The 18,139-nt window shown below is 38.4% G+C and carries 18 protein-coding genes; 12 read left to right on the top strand and 6 right to left on the bottom strand.

The features are described from left to right. Positions 1–805: 805 nt before the first annotated feature. The 3 genes from QWZ01_RS22895 to QWZ01_RS22885 form a co-directional block, all read right to left on the bottom strand. The gene (locus tag QWZ01_RS22895; protein WP_290327490.1) at positions 806–1,627 is read right to left on the bottom strand and encodes a hypothetical protein; all 822 of its coding nucleotides are present in this window, start codon (positions 1,625–1,627) and stop codon (positions 806–808) included. Positions 1,628–2,613: 986 nt separating this feature from the next. Then, positions 2,614–3,570: an NHL repeat-containing protein gene (locus QWZ01_RS22890; protein WP_290327488.1), complete on the bottom strand. Its 957-nt coding sequence runs from the start codon at positions 3,568–3,570 to the stop codon at positions 2,614–2,616. Positions 3,571–4,065: 495 nt separating this feature from the next. Further along, a complete protein-coding gene (locus QWZ01_RS22885; RefSeq protein WP_290327486.1) occupies positions 4,066–4,587 on the bottom strand; it encodes an SgcJ/EcaC family oxidoreductase in 522 nt (173 codons plus the stop codon). A 205-nt stretch (positions 4,588–4,792) separates the two neighbouring features. On the opposite strand from QWZ01_RS22885, the gene QWZ01_RS22880 reads away from it, so the two are divergent. The 6 genes from QWZ01_RS22880 (at position 4,793) to QWZ01_RS22855 (ending at position 10,580) form a co-directional block, all read left to right on the top strand. Further along, the gene (locus QWZ01_RS22880; protein WP_290327484.1) at positions 4,793–5,953 is read left to right on the top strand and encodes a sensor histidine kinase; all 1,161 of its coding nucleotides are present in this window, start codon (positions 4,793–4,795) and stop codon (positions 5,951–5,953) included. Further along, complete coding sequence (locus QWZ01_RS22875) at positions 5,934–6,653, top strand: LytR/AlgR family response regulator transcription factor (protein ID WP_290327482.1); 720 nt, start codon at positions 5,934–5,936, stop codon at positions 6,651–6,653. Before QWZ01_RS22880 ends, QWZ01_RS22875 begins: the two co-directional genes overlap by 20 nt. 352 nt (positions 6,654–7,005) lie before the next feature. Further along, complete coding sequence (locus QWZ01_RS22870; RefSeq protein ID WP_290327480.1) at positions 7,006–7,590, top strand: Crp/Fnr family transcriptional regulator; 585 nt, start codon at positions 7,006–7,008, stop codon at positions 7,588–7,590. A gap of 55 nt (positions 7,591–7,645) precedes the next feature. Then, positions 7,646–8,092 (top strand): ester cyclase, encoded by a 447-nt coding sequence (locus QWZ01_RS22865; protein WP_290327478.1) that lies wholly within the window; start codon positions 7,646–7,648, stop codon positions 8,090–8,092. A gap of 1,564 nt (positions 8,093–9,656) precedes the next feature. Next, positions 9,657–10,145: a recombinase family protein gene (locus QWZ01_RS22860; protein ID WP_353959438.1), complete on the top strand. Its 489-nt coding sequence runs from the start codon at positions 9,657–9,659 to the stop codon at positions 10,143–10,145. A gap of 36 nt (positions 10,146–10,181) precedes the next feature. Then, on the top strand, positions 10,182–10,580 hold the full coding sequence (locus tag QWZ01_RS22855) for a hypothetical protein (protein WP_290327476.1): 399 nt from the start codon (positions 10,182–10,184) through the stop codon (positions 10,578–10,580). Between the two features lie 66 nt (positions 10,581–10,646). Here QWZ01_RS22855 and QWZ01_RS22850 read toward each other — a convergent pair whose 3' ends face one another. After that, positions 10,647–11,228, bottom strand: coding sequence for a DUF4142 domain-containing protein (locus QWZ01_RS22850; RefSeq protein ID WP_290327474.1), 582 nt, complete (start codon positions 11,226–11,228; stop codon positions 10,647–10,649). Positions 11,229–11,272: 44 nt separating this feature from the next. Next, positions 11,273–11,524, bottom strand: a complete 252-nt coding sequence (locus QWZ01_RS22845; protein WP_290327473.1) for a hypothetical protein — start codon at positions 11,522–11,524, stop codon at positions 11,273–11,275. 217 nt (positions 11,525–11,741) lie between these two features. Here QWZ01_RS22845 and QWZ01_RS22840 point away from each other — a divergent pair, with 217 nt between their 5' ends. The 6 genes from QWZ01_RS22840 to QWZ01_RS22815 all read left to right on the top strand — a co-directional run bounded on the left by QWZ01_RS22840 (position 11,742) and on the right by QWZ01_RS22815 (position 16,301). After that, the gene (locus QWZ01_RS22840) at positions 11,742–12,176 is read left to right on the top strand and encodes a hypothetical protein (RefSeq protein ID WP_290327471.1); all 435 of its coding nucleotides are present in this window, start codon (positions 11,742–11,744) and stop codon (positions 12,174–12,176) included. Between the two features lie 136 nt (positions 12,177–12,312). Further along, positions 12,313–13,482: a PAS domain-containing sensor histidine kinase gene (locus QWZ01_RS22835; RefSeq protein ID WP_290327469.1), complete on the top strand. Its 1,170-nt coding sequence runs from the start codon at positions 12,313–12,315 to the stop codon at positions 13,480–13,482. Between the two features lie 405 nt (positions 13,483–13,887). Continuing rightward, complete coding sequence (locus tag QWZ01_RS22830) at positions 13,888–14,838, top strand: PAS domain-containing sensor histidine kinase (protein ID WP_290327466.1); 951 nt, start codon at positions 13,888–13,890, stop codon at positions 14,836–14,838. A 172-nt stretch (positions 14,839–15,010) separates the two neighbouring features. Further along, positions 15,011–15,544, top strand: a complete 534-nt coding sequence (locus QWZ01_RS22825) for a DUF892 family protein (RefSeq protein ID WP_290327464.1) — start codon at positions 15,011–15,013, stop codon at positions 15,542–15,544. A 26-nt stretch (positions 15,545–15,570) separates the two neighbouring features. After that, the gene (locus QWZ01_RS22820) at positions 15,571–15,900 is read left to right on the top strand and encodes a hypothetical protein (RefSeq protein WP_290327463.1); all 330 of its coding nucleotides are present in this window, start codon (positions 15,571–15,573) and stop codon (positions 15,898–15,900) included. 182 nt (positions 15,901–16,082) lie between these two features. After that, the gene (locus QWZ01_RS22815; protein ID WP_290327461.1) at positions 16,083–16,301 is read left to right on the top strand and encodes a helix-turn-helix domain-containing protein; all 219 of its coding nucleotides are present in this window, start codon (positions 16,083–16,085) and stop codon (positions 16,299–16,301) included. A 975-nt stretch (positions 16,302–17,276) separates the two neighbouring features. On the opposite strand, the gene QWZ01_RS22810 is transcribed toward QWZ01_RS22815, so the two are convergent. Continuing rightward, positions 17,277–18,035 carry a TlpA disulfide reductase family protein gene (locus QWZ01_RS22810; protein ID WP_290327460.1) on the bottom strand — a complete coding sequence of 253 codons (759 nt, stop codon included), beginning with the start codon at positions 18,033–18,035 and terminating at the stop codon, positions 17,277–17,279. Positions 18,036–18,139 lie beyond the last annotated feature (104 nt).

Below are 18,139 nucleotides of genomic sequence, written 5' to 3'. Positions count from 1 at the left end.
CAGCACCAACCGAACAAATAATACATTCCAACAATAATACTTAAAGGAGCCTTAAGCACCTTTTTTTATACCTTGGCAACATACTTTTAACTTCATCCTACAAAGTGGTGGCGCTCTTTCAGCTGCTTCCGTTTTCGCCAAATTTTGGTTTGACAATTCTAACGCTTTTCAGGCTTTTTTCCTTTAATCGGTGGTGCTTCACCAATCGGAGTATTTTGCGTCCCGTTTTACTACCACTATATCTATTTGATTTCACCATATGATCTTCTTCGGCTGCATCAATGGAATGGGCACAGGTTGAATCATCCTCTTTCTCTGCCAGCGCTGATAAACGAACATAAAACCTATGTAATTGATCAGTTGATGAGATAATTCAAATAATTTTAATTTGCCTACATATGATGAATAGTAAAGAACCTAGTAAACAAATCACGGTATATTTTATATATATGTTTAAAGAGATAATTTACTTGATTATGCCGCTTGGGTTTTATGCGTATCAATGTTAGAGTAATAATAAGTATCGTAGGGCTTAATTAAGGAGCATCAGTACTACTTATTTCTTACTTAACTTCTTTTCAGCCGCGCCATGCTGATATTGACCACCTGATTTCAGAGCAAACCTATTTGTCATTCTTGACTAATAGATTTAATACAACACCTTAAGAAGGTTTAAATTCACGCCCGCTCGACCTGGTACGTGCCTCGGTCGGCAAGATGGAGGCGGACTTCTTCTAAAGGTTGATCGATTTGTTCTTGGACGAGTTCATGCATTCCGCTACGTTGGGAAGGGTATCTTCCTAAATTAACTTGGGATGACATGTGTCAATTTCAAAATTGTGAAGAATATACCTGAACCGCAAATTGTTCCAATAATCCACTGCCAATTTTTCAACAAAAACTGATTAGTGCTATACAATGGATTAATGTGCACAATAATAGTTTTTTTAAAGGACTCGATATCTTTCATTGTTAAACCGAGGCCATCTGCATTTAGATATGCACTAACTATTAATTCAAGAGATGCGTGTCCAGATTTTATTGGTTTGATGTACCACTTCCAAGAAGTTTCGTCGTTTTCTAAAATGATTTGATCTGGATTATTTGCTGAAATGATCTCAAATTTCCCATCCTGATCTAGAAGAAAAGCTTTCATAAGCTTTGTAATGCGCAGTTCCTCAACTGTTGATTCACTTTCTAAGAAAGAAAAAGACTCTTTATTAAACGAAATTTGTATGCTAGCTTCTTCTTGAACGCCTACCTTCATTTCCTCTGGAAATTTATGTTTAACAAAACCAATGTCCAAGTCTTGTATTGATTTCGGAAATCTCTCCGAATGACCGGCTAACGTTTTTGAGTCATTTGGGCCACAAGTTGCAGCTACCATTGTTACCTTCAGATCATCAGAGATCGCATCTTTCTGCCGGTCAAATTTTAAATATTTGAAGGTAATTTTGGTTTTTCTAGATGACCAAATGATTATTAACACAGCGTTTAAAGATGCAATTGACAAACACAACAGTGGAGAGATTTTAGAATAGGCATAAAGAATGAAAGGCGCTACACAAAATACAATGTAGGTTATACGAATTATCAAGATTACAAATCCAGTCCAAGACTTTTTCATAGCTAAAATTAAAGAATAAAAATATCCATAAAATATTAATAAACAGTTTGTTATAATAAATTAATTATTTACAGCGCGTTTCTGATGAATATTATATAGGTTCTTGCACAATCAAATTAAATGAAATCGTAACTGTAATTATTCAATAGTTTTACAGTAACTGCTTTAAGGTCAAGTACAAACAGGAGGCTATTTTACGTCGTACTGATTTGAAATTTATTTTGAACTTGGATCCGTTTATTATATTAAAAACTGATAGTTTTTTCAGAACGATACTAATTTGTTTGGAACAGCTCATAAATATGCTTGTTCCAAACAAATTGTGTCTTTTTTTATTCTTTAAGTTTCGATCAATAATTGATCACAGATGTTTTTACGCCTATTTACCTCACATTCATGTCTAAACCAAATTGTGTCTTTTTAGTACTCTTCTCGATTGTTAATATAACAATTTATTACTTAAATCAATTCGTGTGCTGATATCGAGTTAGGAACATGTTTGACTCTCTATACACCTTTAAAATCAGGCGAAGTTGATAGGCAACTAAAAGAGCATTGGGTAAATGGCATGAACGGGAAAGACTTGTTCTTTTCAAGATACTTACCTAAAAGGAAGCCCCTGATAAAAACATCAGGGGCATGTCTATTGAAATGAGAGTTGATTAGTAAATGTCGTCAACCTGCAATCGCTGGCTTTGATCTTTTCAAAATACGGTAAATTTATTTTAAGTCTAATAAACGAACAACTGACTGATTCAAAAGTTCTCCATGATGATTCCCATTTTTAAAATCTTAAAAGTAAAAAAATGACCCCAGTTTCACAAAGAAATGCCTCTGATAATAACTTTGTATTGAAGGTCTTTGAAAAATTGATTGTGTATCCTGGCCGCCAGCTAAGCAAAAGACACTGTTACATGACTAACATGCCCCATTGGTTATTAAGTATATTATTACCACTCTAATACTTCCTATGAAAGGATATGATCCTACAAGTTGATTTTACTAACAGTATGATGTTTTGCACTCGTGAAATAAAGCACCTTTTCGCTATTTGATAAGGCGAGCCCTGAAGCGTCTACGTTTGAAACTAATTTGGTAAGCAAGGTCGGGCAGGTTGGACATCGTGTTATTAATTTAATATCCCGACCGTCAGCTATATACAATTTGGTATTATCTTTATTTGTAACCACGGCTTGCAGTCCTGCAAACGGTACGTTTGGTAATATTTCCGATACGGAACCGCTTTGGGTGCATGTGAACAGACCATTTTCCGTAGTGAAAAATTTATTTATTTTAGAAGACACGCTAATTGATGAACTATAGGTATTCGTAATCCCTTTAGATGGCTGTGGAGTGGTTAAGTTTTCAGTAATGGAGCTTACGTAACTTTGAATAGTGTTGAGGCCGGCCGATTCTGAATCGGTATACCAAAAGAAAGTACCGCGAGGATCTTTGTCAATACCCGTTAATGTACAATGAAAACATTCATAAAATGGTTGTCTGAATACACCATTTTTGTAAAACTCTATTTCGGAGTCGGTGATGATTCCTACGGTTCCGTTATTCAGTGCGGCAACATCAAGTACCACATCGTCTGCCTTGACCAACGTACTAACTGAATTATTGCTAATGATCTTTCTAATGGACTGATTTGCATAATCAGCAACCAATATCGATCCGTCAAGATTCACAAAGATGCCCAGCGGCTGGTTGAACCGTGCAACCTGGCCCGGCCCGTTCACGAAACCGGGAGCATTCGGTTGTCCCGCGATAACTATGGGTAGGAGTGCAGAAGGAACACCAGGCATTGGTAAAGGATTTGGCTTGTCGTCAGTCTTCGCCAATGAAATTGATGGATTTTCAGGATCAACCGGACTTTCGGGTTTACAAGATCCCAGTGCTAAAATTAAGCAAAAGAATAGGGTGTAAAGAGTTGTTTTCATAGAGTTGTTTTTAATAATAATGGTATTAAACTGGCTCACTTGCCGACCCTTAAGCGCCGGAAGCAGAATTTCGATCGTTAAATCATTCAAATATCTGTGATAATCAAATGCATATAATCATGGTTTTTACCGATTTAACGTGCGGGAAATACGTGAGTTGTTTTTAGTTTAGCCCTTATAGATAGGTGAACGCTAAAAGGGATTTGCAAAAAACAACGTCACAATCCGATTGGACAATCAGTCAGATAAGTAAAGGTCGTTCTCCGACAAAATTTTCCGATATTCTGCTAACTGTGGTTCATTTAAATATTTTTCGATGTTTTGTATTTTCTCATCAATTACGGATAACGTTTAATCCTTTTCCTGATTTATAAACAGTTAATTCGACGACACTTGTCGCTAATTGGCTCGCTTTAAACAAAGGTTCCAATTGTTGTTTCAGTTTTTCGGCAGTGATGACAGCATCCATCTTTAATTTAGTTCGGAAATCAGCTCCTACTTGTTCATGTGCAAGACCGGGTCGCTCGCTGCGGCCTGGGAGATCACGTCATTGTTTTGCGCTGAAGTTATCCACCACTGCCCCTTTTGCTTCACCAGCACCACCGTTGCAATATTATCTTTATCCCCCTGTTTATTACCGCCACGGTTAATACCATCAGGCGGATAAAATGTGCCTATATGGGTGAGCCAATAGGCAATCGCGACATCTTGAGTTATAAAACGGATAGCAATACTAATCTCTTTTGTTTCTACGCCTTTTAACGCAGAGCCAATAAATGCTTGGTGTGCGAACTGCACCTCTTTTAGATTATGCCAATGCATACCGACAATATTTATCCAGTGGCAATCCGGCGTCAGGTATTCGTTCATATCACGAAAGTCTCCTTTTTTCCAACTGTTTCCGAAACGTGCTAATGTAGATTTGATGCCTGCTTCATCGAGCGACCTGTCTTGCGCTTTGACTATGAGGATTGTGCCGGCCAAGATCCATAGCATAACAAATACTTTTTTCATCATTTGAGTTTATGTTTCATCAAAAATATTATTTACCATAGTTGCTTTTTATTAAAGTAGACCAGTGGGGCTTAAAGATGGTTACAAAGGTGGTTGTAAATGACAAACAACTTTTATCGACGACAAAACCGTTTCATTGTTAAAAAAATGGTCTTAGTCTATTTTATCGGAAATGATTAGTGATTAGTTTTTCTGCTGCTTACCTTTAATGAAATTAACGATGCCTGTGACTCAATTAAATTTCGTATTCTCGGGTCAATTCAAATGGCGCGCCTGCCGCCACATTACTTTCTGGTTTAGCTGGTATGTCTTTCAGGTTTACCTTTATTCCTTTACACCATCTCCCGTGCTCAATAAGTTAACGTTCTGGCAGCGGGTCGGCGTCAACCTTGGCGAAAGTTTCTGGTATATGTTTCCAGCTTTGTTTCTTACCTATACATTGCTTTATTGGGTGATTCCTAATCTTGTTATACCAGCTAAGTACTTTAAAGCTATTCTGGCCATCATTAGCCTATTGTTCGTTACCGGCGGTTTATCTGCCCTGGTATCGTTAACTGTCATAGAATATTATCGGCAACAATATCTTCTTAGCCATCCGGGATTATTACCTGGGCAAGGGCCAACACCATTCGCAATCCAGTTGTTTCTAGCATGGATCTCCGGGCTTCGCGGAAGTATCACCATAGGCGGTCTGGCAGCGGCTATAAAACTGATGAAATACTTTTATGAAAAGCAACAGCATGCACTAATATTGGAACAGGAAAAAGCGGTGGCAGAACTGCACTCACTAAAAGCACAATTGCATCCACATTTTTTATTCAATACCCTAAACAATATTTATGCTCATGCGCAGGATAAAGCCCCTGTAGCGGCAGATATGCTCCTGGGACTTTCTGCCCTGTTGAGATACATGCTTTATTCCTGCAATGCTCCGCTGGTTCCTTTAAAGCAAGAATTAGATATGTTGCTGGAATACATGGGACTGGAAAAGCAGCGCTACGGCAATAACCTGGAGATCAGTGTGCAGCTACCTGTCGTTCCTGCTGAGTTATTAATCGCGCCACTGATGATCCTGCCATTTATCGAAAACTGCTTCAAACATGGAACCAGTGATGTGCTGGAAATGCCTTGGATTAATATTCAACTAAACATGAACGGGGATTCCATGTCATTAAAAATCATCAACGGCAAAACCAAGGAACTGGTACCCCAGCCAGGTGGGATCGGTATCGACAATGTCCGAAAGAGATTAAATTTATTATACCCACAGCGGCATGATCTGCAGATACTCGCTGAAGAAGAAATGTACATTGTAACGTTAAACATTGAACTCAACCGGAAAGCGAATTATGAGTCTGCCTACATATAATTGCCTCATCGTAGATGATGAACCTCCCGCTCGCGAAGTGTTGAAACGCTACATAACAAAACTGCCCATGCTGAATCTTATAGGTGAATGCAGCAACGCGCTTCAGGTGATTGCTTTCCTTCACGCCAATCCGGTGGATATTATGTTTTTAGATATTCGAATGCCACAGCTTAATGGGCTTGAACTGGTGAGCTCCCTAGTGGGGCGCCCCAAGATTATTTTTACAACAGCCTACAGCGAATATGCATTGGAAAGTTACGATCTTGAGGCGACCGATTATCTGCTCAAGCCCATAAAATTTGAACGCTTTGTAAAAGCGGTGAACAGGGCTCTTCCGAATTACCAACCTCCCCCAGTTACAAAAGCAGATATCTCTACTTTGGCAAAAGAAAATTTTCTATATTTCCGGGCTGACCGCAAAATGGTGAAAGTAGTTTTGAAAGAAATTCTATATGTGGAAAGCCTCAAGGATTATGTAAAAATTGTAATCCCAGACGGCCAGGTTATTACCAAGTATTCCATGGCAGCAATGGAAGCGATGCTACCAGCTGGGATGTTTTTGCGGGTACATCGGTCATATATAATCGCAATAAACCAAGTAATCTCTTTCAATAAGACACATATACAGTTAGGCAGACTGGAAATACCTATTGGAAAAATTTACCAGATCGCCGTTTTTAAGAAACTATCAATGCCTTGATTCGTATTTCAATCCACTTGTCACGTTCCTTAGACTTGATCAAGCTGTTCAATAACGTATCAAATATATATGAACATGTTCATTATTGAAGGCTAATATTTGAACACATGAAATATGGCTGTTTTTCACCCTGTTCATAAAACGGCCGTTTTTGAACAATTTTTTTGGAGAACAGTAGCTTGCGCTATCTAACTTTAAGTTTATATCTGATAATAGTAAATTCGTAATGGGACAAAATCGGTGAGTTGTTAATTTCAAAATCACGGGTTGGATTATTTTTGATAAATTGTCAATGAATGAAAAAAGCCTTTAGTTATGCAATTTACTTCCATTTCTATACAAACACTATGCGATGCTATCCATTGAAAAACTAAATATACACTTCAATAACTTCCTACCACTTAATGATGAGGAGTTCGACGCAATTGCATCTGTTTTTGTAGAAAGAAGGATTAGAAGAAAACAGTTCCTCCTCCAGCAGGGTGATGTTTGTCGTCACTTTACGTTTGTCATAACAGGTTGTGCGAAGATGTTTGCTGTTGATCAGAACGCAAAAGCACATAATATCCAGTTCATTATTGAAAATGAATGGGCAACCGATCTAAGCAGCTTTTATTCTGAAAGGCCGAGCCAGTTATATATCGAAGCTGTAGAATCAATGATCGTACTGCAAATTTCGCATGACGATATGTTGAATTTGTACACGCACTATCCAAAATTTGATCGCAATTTTCGCGTTATTATTGAACAAAAATACATCGAACTTCAAGATCGAGTACTTCAAAACATCAGCGCGACTGCAGAGCAGCGGTATTTGTTTTTTGTCGGTCAATTTCCCCATCTTGCGAACCGCCTTCCTCTATCACAAATTGCCTCATATCTTGGCATTACGCCTGAATTTCTGAGCACCATTCGCAACAATCTGGTGAAAAAATAGACGAAACTTAAGATATCTTATGGTTATTTCTTAAAACTTATTAAGGTATTGTTTCATGTGGTTAATCGATCTTTGGACAGAAAATTTAATGGATATGAATAATAAACAAACGATGGAGCGCTTTGTCCAATTCATCAACTCTGCGAATAAAGAACTGGCAAAAGAGCTGATTTCAACTAATGCCTTATTTTTCGTCCCTGGTCAAGCTAACCCATTGAAAGGCCCATCCGGCTATATAGATATTATAAATATGATGCGTTCTGGTTTTCCAGATATTCAATGGACACTGGAGGACATGATCTCAGAAGACGATAAGATAGCTGCCCGGTTTACAATGCGAGGCACCCATCAAGGTGTGTTTTTAGGGATACCAGCTACTGGGAAAAGCATTGAAGTTAGGGCGATTAATTTTTACCTATTTTCAAATGGTCAAATTATTGAAGAGTTCGGTCAACCGGATTTCCTGGCTTTATTACAGCAAATTGGCGCATTACAGTCCTGAAAGCTTTGACAACGATAAATTTTCAACATCGACTACATTTGTTTAGAACAACCCCATAAAATAAAATCACTAACAATTGTTTTATTAATGGGGAGTGATTTATTTGGTACAACGCACACAATTTGTTTTAGACAATACATAAAAAAGTGGTGTATTGTTCCGTCTTGAAATCACTGATGTCATCTCAAAAGCCCTTCTATGGTCGCCGATCACATACACTTAGTGTATAAAACAAATTATTCCATTTTTAGTAGCTTTTACATTGTTAATAAAACAACATATTCCAATTATGCTATTTTACCCCTAAATACTTGTTACTATGGAATTGCTGAGTCGATTTGAGGTATAACCTAAAATACCCGAGATATAGCCGCTTGCTTTGAATGTGTAGTAGAGTGAGAAATTGGACATAGTAAATTTAAATGCAATCTCTCGTTAAACATTAGTTAACTTACACATTATTAGATTAGTTATCCGTCTTCCGTAACGATTTTTAAAGCCCAAATTAAGACTCATCTCTCCCTTGAGTGATTATAACTTACCCTTAACTTACAGTTATGGAAATTTTCCGCTTACTTATTCAGAATGAAGTACGTAAACTGATTTGTCAGGAACATCAAATGTCACCCACGATAAATCTTGTCGACGGCCATATTGATTGAAATGCTGTTGTGTTGCTTTCAAAATAGAGTGCCTCAAGATGATCATTGAAGAACTTACCAATTACAAAACAGAACATCCGTTAGGAAACTTCAAGGTAAAGCCAAAATTAAAAAGTTGTTTATAAAAAGGCGCTAATTGACCCAACAGAGTAGGCGGGCTTGAAATAAAAAACCCGTCATTAGACGGGTAGTATCGGCTTAAACGTATCGGCTTGAAATAAAACAAAGTTAACTAATACGAAACTAATTAACAAGGATATCTTGTGACGGTCGATTTAAAGGGGGCAAGTAAACGATGATTTTATTCAGTTTATCCAAAACAGAGATTCAATCTCATATTTAATTTCGAAGGGTAAATCTTCATTAATGACATGGACACTTATTGGTTGTTTGCCAATTATTAAAACATAAGCCATTATTGTGGTATAATAGTCACTAAATACTTTTGATTTTTTCTTTCAATAGCATATAGATATTTTACTGCAAATTCAACCGTACACATACTATAAGAATTAAAAATGTAAAGAGTATGGCCGGGGTGCGAAAATGCACTTCTGAAGATGACAAAGTACGGAGAACTCAAGGTGAAGGTAACGATTAATTATTCTTAAATAATTTTTTAAAATAATTTTAGTGGAGACAACCTATTTAAACTTATTCAGATATTATGCCACCTCAACTTATTCGAGAAACCAATTAATGCCGCCCATTCTGTGGCTTCCCTACAGATCAACAACATAGCGGCCTTTGCGAGTAAATAAAACGACCGTTTAATTTGCTATTAAAATATGGTTTCACTCTTAGATTTATTTTGCATGCTAATCGGCTATTAACGTGTATCAACTTTAGACCAAACTTCAAATTTGCAGACTGATGCCTTGAAGCAAGCCGGCTGCGAATAGATTTTTAATGATAAAATTATGGGCAGCTCCAATGAAAGGCCAGCACTTATGAACGCCCGCGAACTTTTGCGGAAAGGGGACACCTTTGTAGTTTGGCGGTTGGATCGCCTTGGGCGGTCTCTAAAAAACTTGCTGGAGTGGATGGCCTGGCTGGAGCAGGAAGAGATAGCACTTAAGAGTTTGCAGGAAAACATGGACACCTCAACATCGTCCGGAAAACTGATCTTTCAAATTTTCGGTGCGCTTGCGGAATTTGAAAGTAACGTTATTAAAAAACGCTCGCACGCTGGCCTGTCATCAGCCAGGGCAAGGGGACGGGTAGGAGGACGGCCCCAAAAATTGAACAAGGATAAAAAGGAGTTGGTGATCAAGCTTTACAATGAACGCGAAATGACGGTAGGCAAAATCTGCGAACTTGTCGGTATTACCAAACCTACCTTATATAAATATGTAGATACCTCCCAAACTAACTTATTAAATAAGAGTTAACATTTTACCAGCAGATTGCGGTCCATCTTATAAAATATGAGCAAACGAGTAGAGCAAATAAAAAATCAATTAATGCTGTTGGCAGAAGCGATTAATGCATTTCGGTCTGAGGCTGTACAGACCCGCGTTGTGGACTGGGTTATACAGGTTTTGATGCAAGATAAAACAGCTAATCCAGAGTATCCGGCTCTTTCAATTACAAAGGCGAAGCCAATTAAGCCTGGTGCTACAAAAATACTAAATCAAATATTGCTCACTGATTTTTTCGATACCCCGCATTCAATTGCGGAAATTGTTGATCATGGAAACAATGAGTTTGACGCTGATATCAAAGCTTCCGAAGTATCTGGCGTTTTGTTACAGCTTGTTAAAAAACAACGTCTTATAAGATCTCGTTCAGGTGAACATAATAATTATCAATACAATAAATTGTAGACCCGTCTGACGTAATATTAGCCTAATCAACTCACTGCCAGTTTGTAATGCTATTATCCGCCAGAACTATTTAACTTTCTTCTTAATGCCTTCTACATGCTGTAAGTGCCTTTTGAGCACAGGAAGCGTTTTGTCGATATACATTAACAGATCAGGGTCTTTCACTGTCGAACGCGCGTCGACAAAAAGTTTTATATCTTTTTCGTGATCTTTCACCATTTCGCTGATATAAGCTTTGTCAAAGTATTTACCTGATTTTACGGTCAAATCCTTTTTTATCTTCTGCTCCTCTTCACCAGGTATCGGAGGTAAGGTGATGTTCTTGGATTTGGCTAGGTCAGCGAGCTCGTTATTGGCTTTGGAATGATCTGCTACCATCATGGAACCAAATTCTTTCACCCTTGGATCCTTCGATGTCTGTTCTGCAAGATGGCCAAGCTCGACTTCTGCAAGACCTCCGCTGGCGGCCGCGACCGCGAATTTGCTGTCATCCACCGATGCCGATGATGCGACTTTCATTGTTCCGCTATCTGTCTTCGCTTGATTGGTACTATCAGCTGCATCCTTGCTGTCGCTGGTTGATGGGCCCTTACACCCTACAGCTGCGAAAACTGTTAGGAGGCCGAAAATGGAAAGAATTTTTTTCATAGGATTAATGGGTAATTAGTAACAAAAAAGCCAAAGGGCTATGACTACGCTTTATTTTCCTGGTCATGGCCGTCCAGTTTTACCAGTTTATTATAGACGCCCAATAGTAAAAATGGAGCCGCCCATTGCCCTATGAATAATGCTGTATGTTTCTTGGACATGATTTTCAAGGTTAGTGACGCAGCCATAGACCCTAAGGCAGCCCATAAAAACAGGTCAGAGGGCAGCTTGGCTGTTTGTTCTTCAATTGCTGTTGCAACCTTGCCTTCGCTTCTCGATTTTGTTTGATTTTCCATATTGATGTTAAATAATGTTTTATTACTAACAAAAACAGAATCAGATTGTTATCATTATAAGAAAATAATTATCGCTTAAATAAACTCACGTGAAAACCGTTAAGTAAAGATGCGCGTGGGCTTATAGATTACGCTTATGCATAGCCGTTGCTTCCCAAGGGGTGTGGGTACACGAATACGAACGCGCGAGTTTCTATATATAGCTTTAAGGTAGTAAATGATCAAACACATAGAAAAACTCAAAAATCAACTTGCTGAATTGGCAAGGATTGTAAATGCCTTTCAGTCAGAAGCCGTCCAGATCAGAATTGTAGATCGATTACTGCAAGAGATGGGATTTGAAGATATGGAAAATCGTGCTTCCGATTTTCTTGCACTCGAAGGAAGTCAAATTAATGCAGCTAATAAAAACATGGGGGCCATAGCACTTAAAAAGCCTGGTGCCACTAAAATGCTGCGTAAGTTGCTTCAAACTGCTTTCTTTAACGAGTCTCGGTCGATCGCTGCCATTGTTGACCATTGTAAAGAACAATTCGGCTCGAAGGTAAGGGCTCCAGAATTTTCCGACATTTTACTAAAGCTTGTAAAACAGAAACGGCTCCACAGAAAAAGAAGTGATGATAATAGTCGCTTTAAATATGTACGAGTTTAAATTTAAAGGTATGAACCAGTGATATTATTCTTTTTAAAACTTATAAATGGCTCCACCAGGCAACGATATTAGCCGTTTGGTCACGTGTTAGGCACTACTTAAATGACTCAAGTGTCGTTTTGTTTTATGATATAATATGGATATAATCAATTCGCTAAAAAAACAGAATGCAGAACTTACTGCCGAGAATGAGCGGTTAAGCGAACTTGCAATTCAGACGGCAGAAGTTAACCGGGCTTATCAGGAAAGTCAATCGCGTTTCCAGGCGATTTTTGAGGCCTCGCGCATGGGAAACAAAATCATTGCTTCCGATTTAAAAATTCTACAGGTTAACGCAGCGCTTGTAAAACTACTTGGATATACCGCTAAAGATGATATAATAGGTAAACTAATCCTTGATTACTCGCCGCCGGAAGAACATCAAGCATGGAGGCACCTTCAACAACAGCTATGGAAACTTACAGCCCCTTCTTTCAGTCTGGAAACGTGCCTTATCCGCAAAGATTGCACTATTGTTTGGTGCCAGGTTACTTCCATACTTTTTAACGATAATAACCAAACCCTGGGGTATACCATCATTGAGGATATCACAGGACAATATAACTTACGCAAGCAGAAGGAAGAATTTATAAGCGTCGCCAGCCATGAACTTAAAACCCCGGTAACCTCATTGAAGGCGACCTTGCAGTTGCTGAACCGAATGTTGGATAAAGAACAGATTGGAAGTGAAGGCCTGCGCCGTTTGGCAGGCGGAGCTGAAAAGAATACCGGGAAATTAGATTATCTGATCACAGACCTTTTAAACACCACTAGGATTGAGCAGGGTCAACTGGCCTTAAACCAAACCACTTTTCCCGTTAGTGAAATTATGGATAGCTGTTGTAATCATATTGAACTGGAAGGAAAGTATCTGTTGACCTTTCAGGGCGATCATTCCATTGTCATGTTTGCCGATCAACAAAAGGTTGAGCAAGTGCTTATGAACTTGGTTAATAACGCTATGAAATACGCTCCGGAAAGTCTGGTCATCACCATGCGTGTGGAGCGCTTACTATCTGGCGTGAAAATTACAGTAATTGATGAGGGAGCGGGAATATCGCAGCGACATCTAAGCCGGTTGTTTGAACGCTACTATCGCGTAGAAGAAAATACACATCAGGGCTCTGGCCTGGGACTCGGCCTCTATATTTCGGCAGAGATTATTCGGCGTCATGGAGGCGATATTGGAGTTGAAAGTAAACCCGGGGAAGGATCGGCTTTTTGGTTCACACTGCCGGATCAAAATGCAAGTTCATTAGTTATTTAAATTAAGCTTTGCTGTACGACACAGCAATTGTAGAATAAAGCATTTTGTGAGTATTGAGTGTCTAAAACAAATCATTATTATTTAAGGATATTTCTGATTGTTAACTAAATAATTTCCCCTTTTACGTTAAGCCACTCAAACAATTTAGACAGCATTTGTTATTAACATAACTCCTAAACGAAGGATCGCTTAAGTTTGCTTAACCGGCTCATTTTATTAGGTTCCACTGATAAAAATGCTATGCCGGAAACAACCCAATCTCTAAAGCAAGAAATCGCGGTACTCAAAAAAGAAAACCAGGCTTTCCGGGAGACACACCTGCGCTTCACTACGATATTTGAAAATTCGCGTCTGGGCAATAAGATCATTGGCCCGGACTTAAAAATTATTTAAGTTAATCAAGCTTTGGTACAGTTGCTCGGTTACGATCAAAAAGAGGATTTGGTAGGTACAAGGATTCTTGATTTCGCTCCAATAGATCATCATAAGGACTGGTCTTATTTACAGGAAAAGCTTTGGAAGGAATTAACCCCATCGTTTAGCCTGGAAACACAGCTAATAAAAAAAGATGGTACGATCATTTGGTGCCAGATTACGTCTATTTTATTTCCCGATAACGGGCAAACTCTCGGTTATACGATCATCGAAGATGTAACTGAAAAATATAATCTCCGTCAGCAAAAGGAGGAATTTATAAGCGTAGCCAGTCACGAACTGAAAACGCCTCTCACCAGTTTAAAAGCTACCTTGCAGTTGATTTCCAGAATTGTTTCTAACGATATTCAGTTTCCCGATAACTTAAAAAAACTACTTGTTCGTGCAGAGCGAAGCGCTACTAAATTATCCCTTTTAGTTGTTGATCTTCTCAATACAACAAAAATTGAACAGGGAGAACTTGCCTTAAATAAGAGCCGCTTTATTGTATCCGAACTTGTTGAAAGTTGTTGCAGTCATATACAAATGGAAGGTAAGTACAATATTAAATTTCATGGGGAACAATACTTAGAGGTGTTTGGTGATCATCAGAAGATCGACCAGGTATTGGTCAACTTTGTTACCAATGCCGTGAAGTATGCACCAAATTCAATGGAAATTATTATCCGGGCCGAAAAACGATTGCACGATGTGAAAATTTCAGTGACCGACAAGGGGCAAGGTTTACTCGCTGATGACCTTAACAAGGTATTCGACCGGTATTACCGCGCCAAATTCAATAAGAACCAAACTTCAGGATTGGGTCTTGGCTTATACATTTCCGCTCAGATAATCAGCCGGCACGGGGGAGAAATTGGTGTTAACAGCACTTTGGGCGAAGGTGCAACATTTTGGTTTACCCTGCCAGATCAGGAACAATAAATTTTCACACTTTAACATTAAGACAACTTCATTTTAAAAGTCATAGGAGAGACTAAATAATTTAAGGAAAACCTGGAGGAAAAATTGTATATTACGTTACAGCTCTTTTCAGAAACCAATTATTTACTGCACCTACGAGTCCCTGGCTGTCAATACCTTAAATTGATGCCCAATGGAAAATTCCGTGGTAATGCCGTCCGAAGAACAACCTAAGTTAACCCATCAGGAGATAGTAAACCTATTTGTGATCACCCTGGCAGATGTATATACGTCTAAGAGTTGTCTGATGATCCTACTGCCTTCTATCGTTTGCAAAACAACATCAAATGAATTAAAGTTCACGATTCTTAACTTAGGCACGATCATCAACGGGCAGCGGATTCGACTTCGGTTAGCAATTATGTTACTGCAAAAAGGAGCCGAACCCAAAGATATAATAGGGAACCTTGACCTGGATAAGTTTCTTCATGGTCATGTGGGGGAAAAATCCATAGAGACAGATGCCATCATCTTAACACACCTGATCGTTGCGGAAGCTATCGAGATCGCCTCCTTTAAGCTTCTTTCTGATCTTGCCGTAAATCTTTATCCCAGAACCGTTGCGGCCTTAATGAACTTATCCTTAAAGGAAGCCATCGATAGCAAAAGAACCCTGGAGAACTTATTAACTAACAGCTATTTAATACCCGCTCGTTGCGGTGCATGAAAGCTTGTTAATTTTGAAGTTTAGCATTGGACAAAACTGGAGGAGAAGTGAAAAATTATCATCAAGAGCTACTAGAAATCAAGAATGAAATCAGCGGTTTAAAAGAGGTTTGTCAAGCAGACGTTGCAACACTTGAGCGCTCATTGGCAAGATATGACGGCGTTATCGAACACCTTAGTACCGTAAACCTGCCTGGATATCTACAGTCCGTTGGAACCATTCAATTCATCGAAAAAAAAATGCCGGTTATTAAATCCAAAGGCATGTTGATTGCGATCAAAAGAAACGCTTTTGTAAAGGTCAGAAGGATGTTGTTGCGATCTATTGAGCGAGATTTGGCTAACCTGAATATTTAAATGAGAGGAAGAATGTATATTGGTGACTTGGGATCGCGACTTATAGATAGCCTCGCTAAACACATTTAAATAATCTGTAAATCAGACAGTTAAAACAAAAATAGATATTACTCCTTATATATATCTATCCCCGTATATGTTACTCATTTGAAGCACTACCCGTATAGGCTAATTCAAACATTATGGGTGGGGAAATAGACAGTAAAGTAAAAAATGTTGCGTCCAACGTACGGAAAAGTCGTAAAGCAAAAGGAAAGTCTCAGGAACAAGTCGCTCGAAGATTACAGATTTCTCAGAATGCTTATAGCAAATTAGAGACAGGAAAAACTAAATTGACGCTCTTGAACCTGATGGTAATAGCTGATTACCTGGAAATCGAAGTTTCTGAATTATTGGTCTAAATATGATGAATTGGTCATCGGTAAAGTGAAAATCATATAGCCTCTCAACCCATTGATATTTTAATGTTAATAAAGTAGTAATATCCTGTTGCCAATAAGTATATAACAGCTAATGTGATTGATAGTATGATCAACACCCTAAAGAGAATTTGTTGAAAATTTTGTTTAGGCATTCAGGAGATATTTTTATTCTTAGGAGCGCGATGCCTTTTAGGTTTATAGGAGAAATGTAGTATTGAAGCGTACGACGTTTCCAGATCGAATAGCTTTTTCAAAAAGCCGTCGAACCCAAACCTAAGATATTTGCGTCGTTCGAAACAATTTGTGTCTTTTTAACTCCTTAAATTTCGATCAATAATTGATCACAAAGATGTTTTTAGGCCTATTTACGGTACGTTAGTGTCTAAATCAATTTGTGTATTTTTAGTGCCCTTCTCAATTGTTAATAAAACAACTTATTACTTAAAAATCAATTCGTGTGCTGATATCGAGTTAGGATCATGCTTGACTCCATAAACAACTTCCAAATCAGGCGAAGCTGATAGGCAACCAAAAGAGCATGGGGTAGGTGGGATGACCTGGGAAAGACTTGTTCTTTTAAAGATAATTACCTAAAAGAAAGCCCCTGATATTGTTATCAGGGGCCATGTCTACGGAAGTGAGAGTTGATTTAATAAATGTCGTCAAACCCGCAATCACGGGCTTTGATCTTTTCCAAATACGATAATATTAACATTGAGGTTTTGGTGCTGTGATTTTTAGCGAACACTCAAAAAGGTTTGGTAAACAAAACGACCGTTTTATTTACTACCAAAGCAAGGATATCACTTTCATTTCCGCCACTTACCAAATATTTCTAATTTGGCAATCGCAGGAAATCTTTTACGCTCAACTTTACTTTAAAATTGATGATGAATATGTCTAGAGTACTATGAAAAAATTTGACGATTCGATTTTGACCAATATGTAATGGCTTCATTTCATTTTAGCGGAATCCAGTGAAGTCATATTTTCAAATTGGAGACCTTCTTTTAATAATTCACTTATCATTAATACCAAGGTTTCTTCATTTTGATCGCTGATTTGGAAGTCCTTGAATACAATTTTACCTTTTTGATTAATTAGGTAGTTCGCAGGTTCATATGGAGATGGTAACGTTCCCTTGTTTCGATTTGGGCTATCCAGTAAAGGTATAAAACTATGTCCTGTTGTTTTAAGAAAAGGGAGGACAAACCCGCTTTGAGACTCTGATGTGTTTATACCTAAATAAACTACATCTTTTCCGCTGAACTTTTTTATTGCTTTCTCAAAAAAAGGAAATTCCGCCCGACAGGGCCCGCATCCGGGGTACCAGTACGTCAGCAAAATTACCTTGCCTAAATAGTCGGACAAGCTTACGCTTTTTAGGGTCCGGTAATTATATAGGCTAAAGTTTGTTGCGATATAGCTGGTCGAATCACGTCGCCGATCAACCTGCCTTCTTATTTCGTCATTTGTTAGGCCTAGTTTGGTTCCATAAAAAACCATCGCTCTCTGCAAGTTGCCACTTGGCTTCTTACTGTAGTGCACAACCATACTATCGTAACCCATTTTAGTAAGATTGGCAGCATCCGCTATTTTTGCTTTGTATAATAATAGTGGTTCTATTAGATCCGGGTTCTCAAGATGAATAGGCTGTATTATCATATTCGCACTATCAGGTTTGTTTTCATTCAATAACCGGTCTGCTGTCATTAAACTAAAAGCAACTTTAATGTGCAACGGCTTATTTTGGAGGCGAGCTATTTCAAGGATTAAGCGATTGATAAATGCTAAAATAAAGAAACAACCGCAATGAT

It is taken from the genome of Mucilaginibacter aquaedulcis (genome assembly GCF_030409325.1).
Lineage (GTDB): Bacteria > Bacteroidota > Bacteroidia > Sphingobacteriales > Sphingobacteriaceae > Mucilaginibacter > Mucilaginibacter aquaedulcis.
Note: the sequence above shows the minus strand (reverse complement) of the source record. Positions and strands in the feature narration are given on the sequence as shown.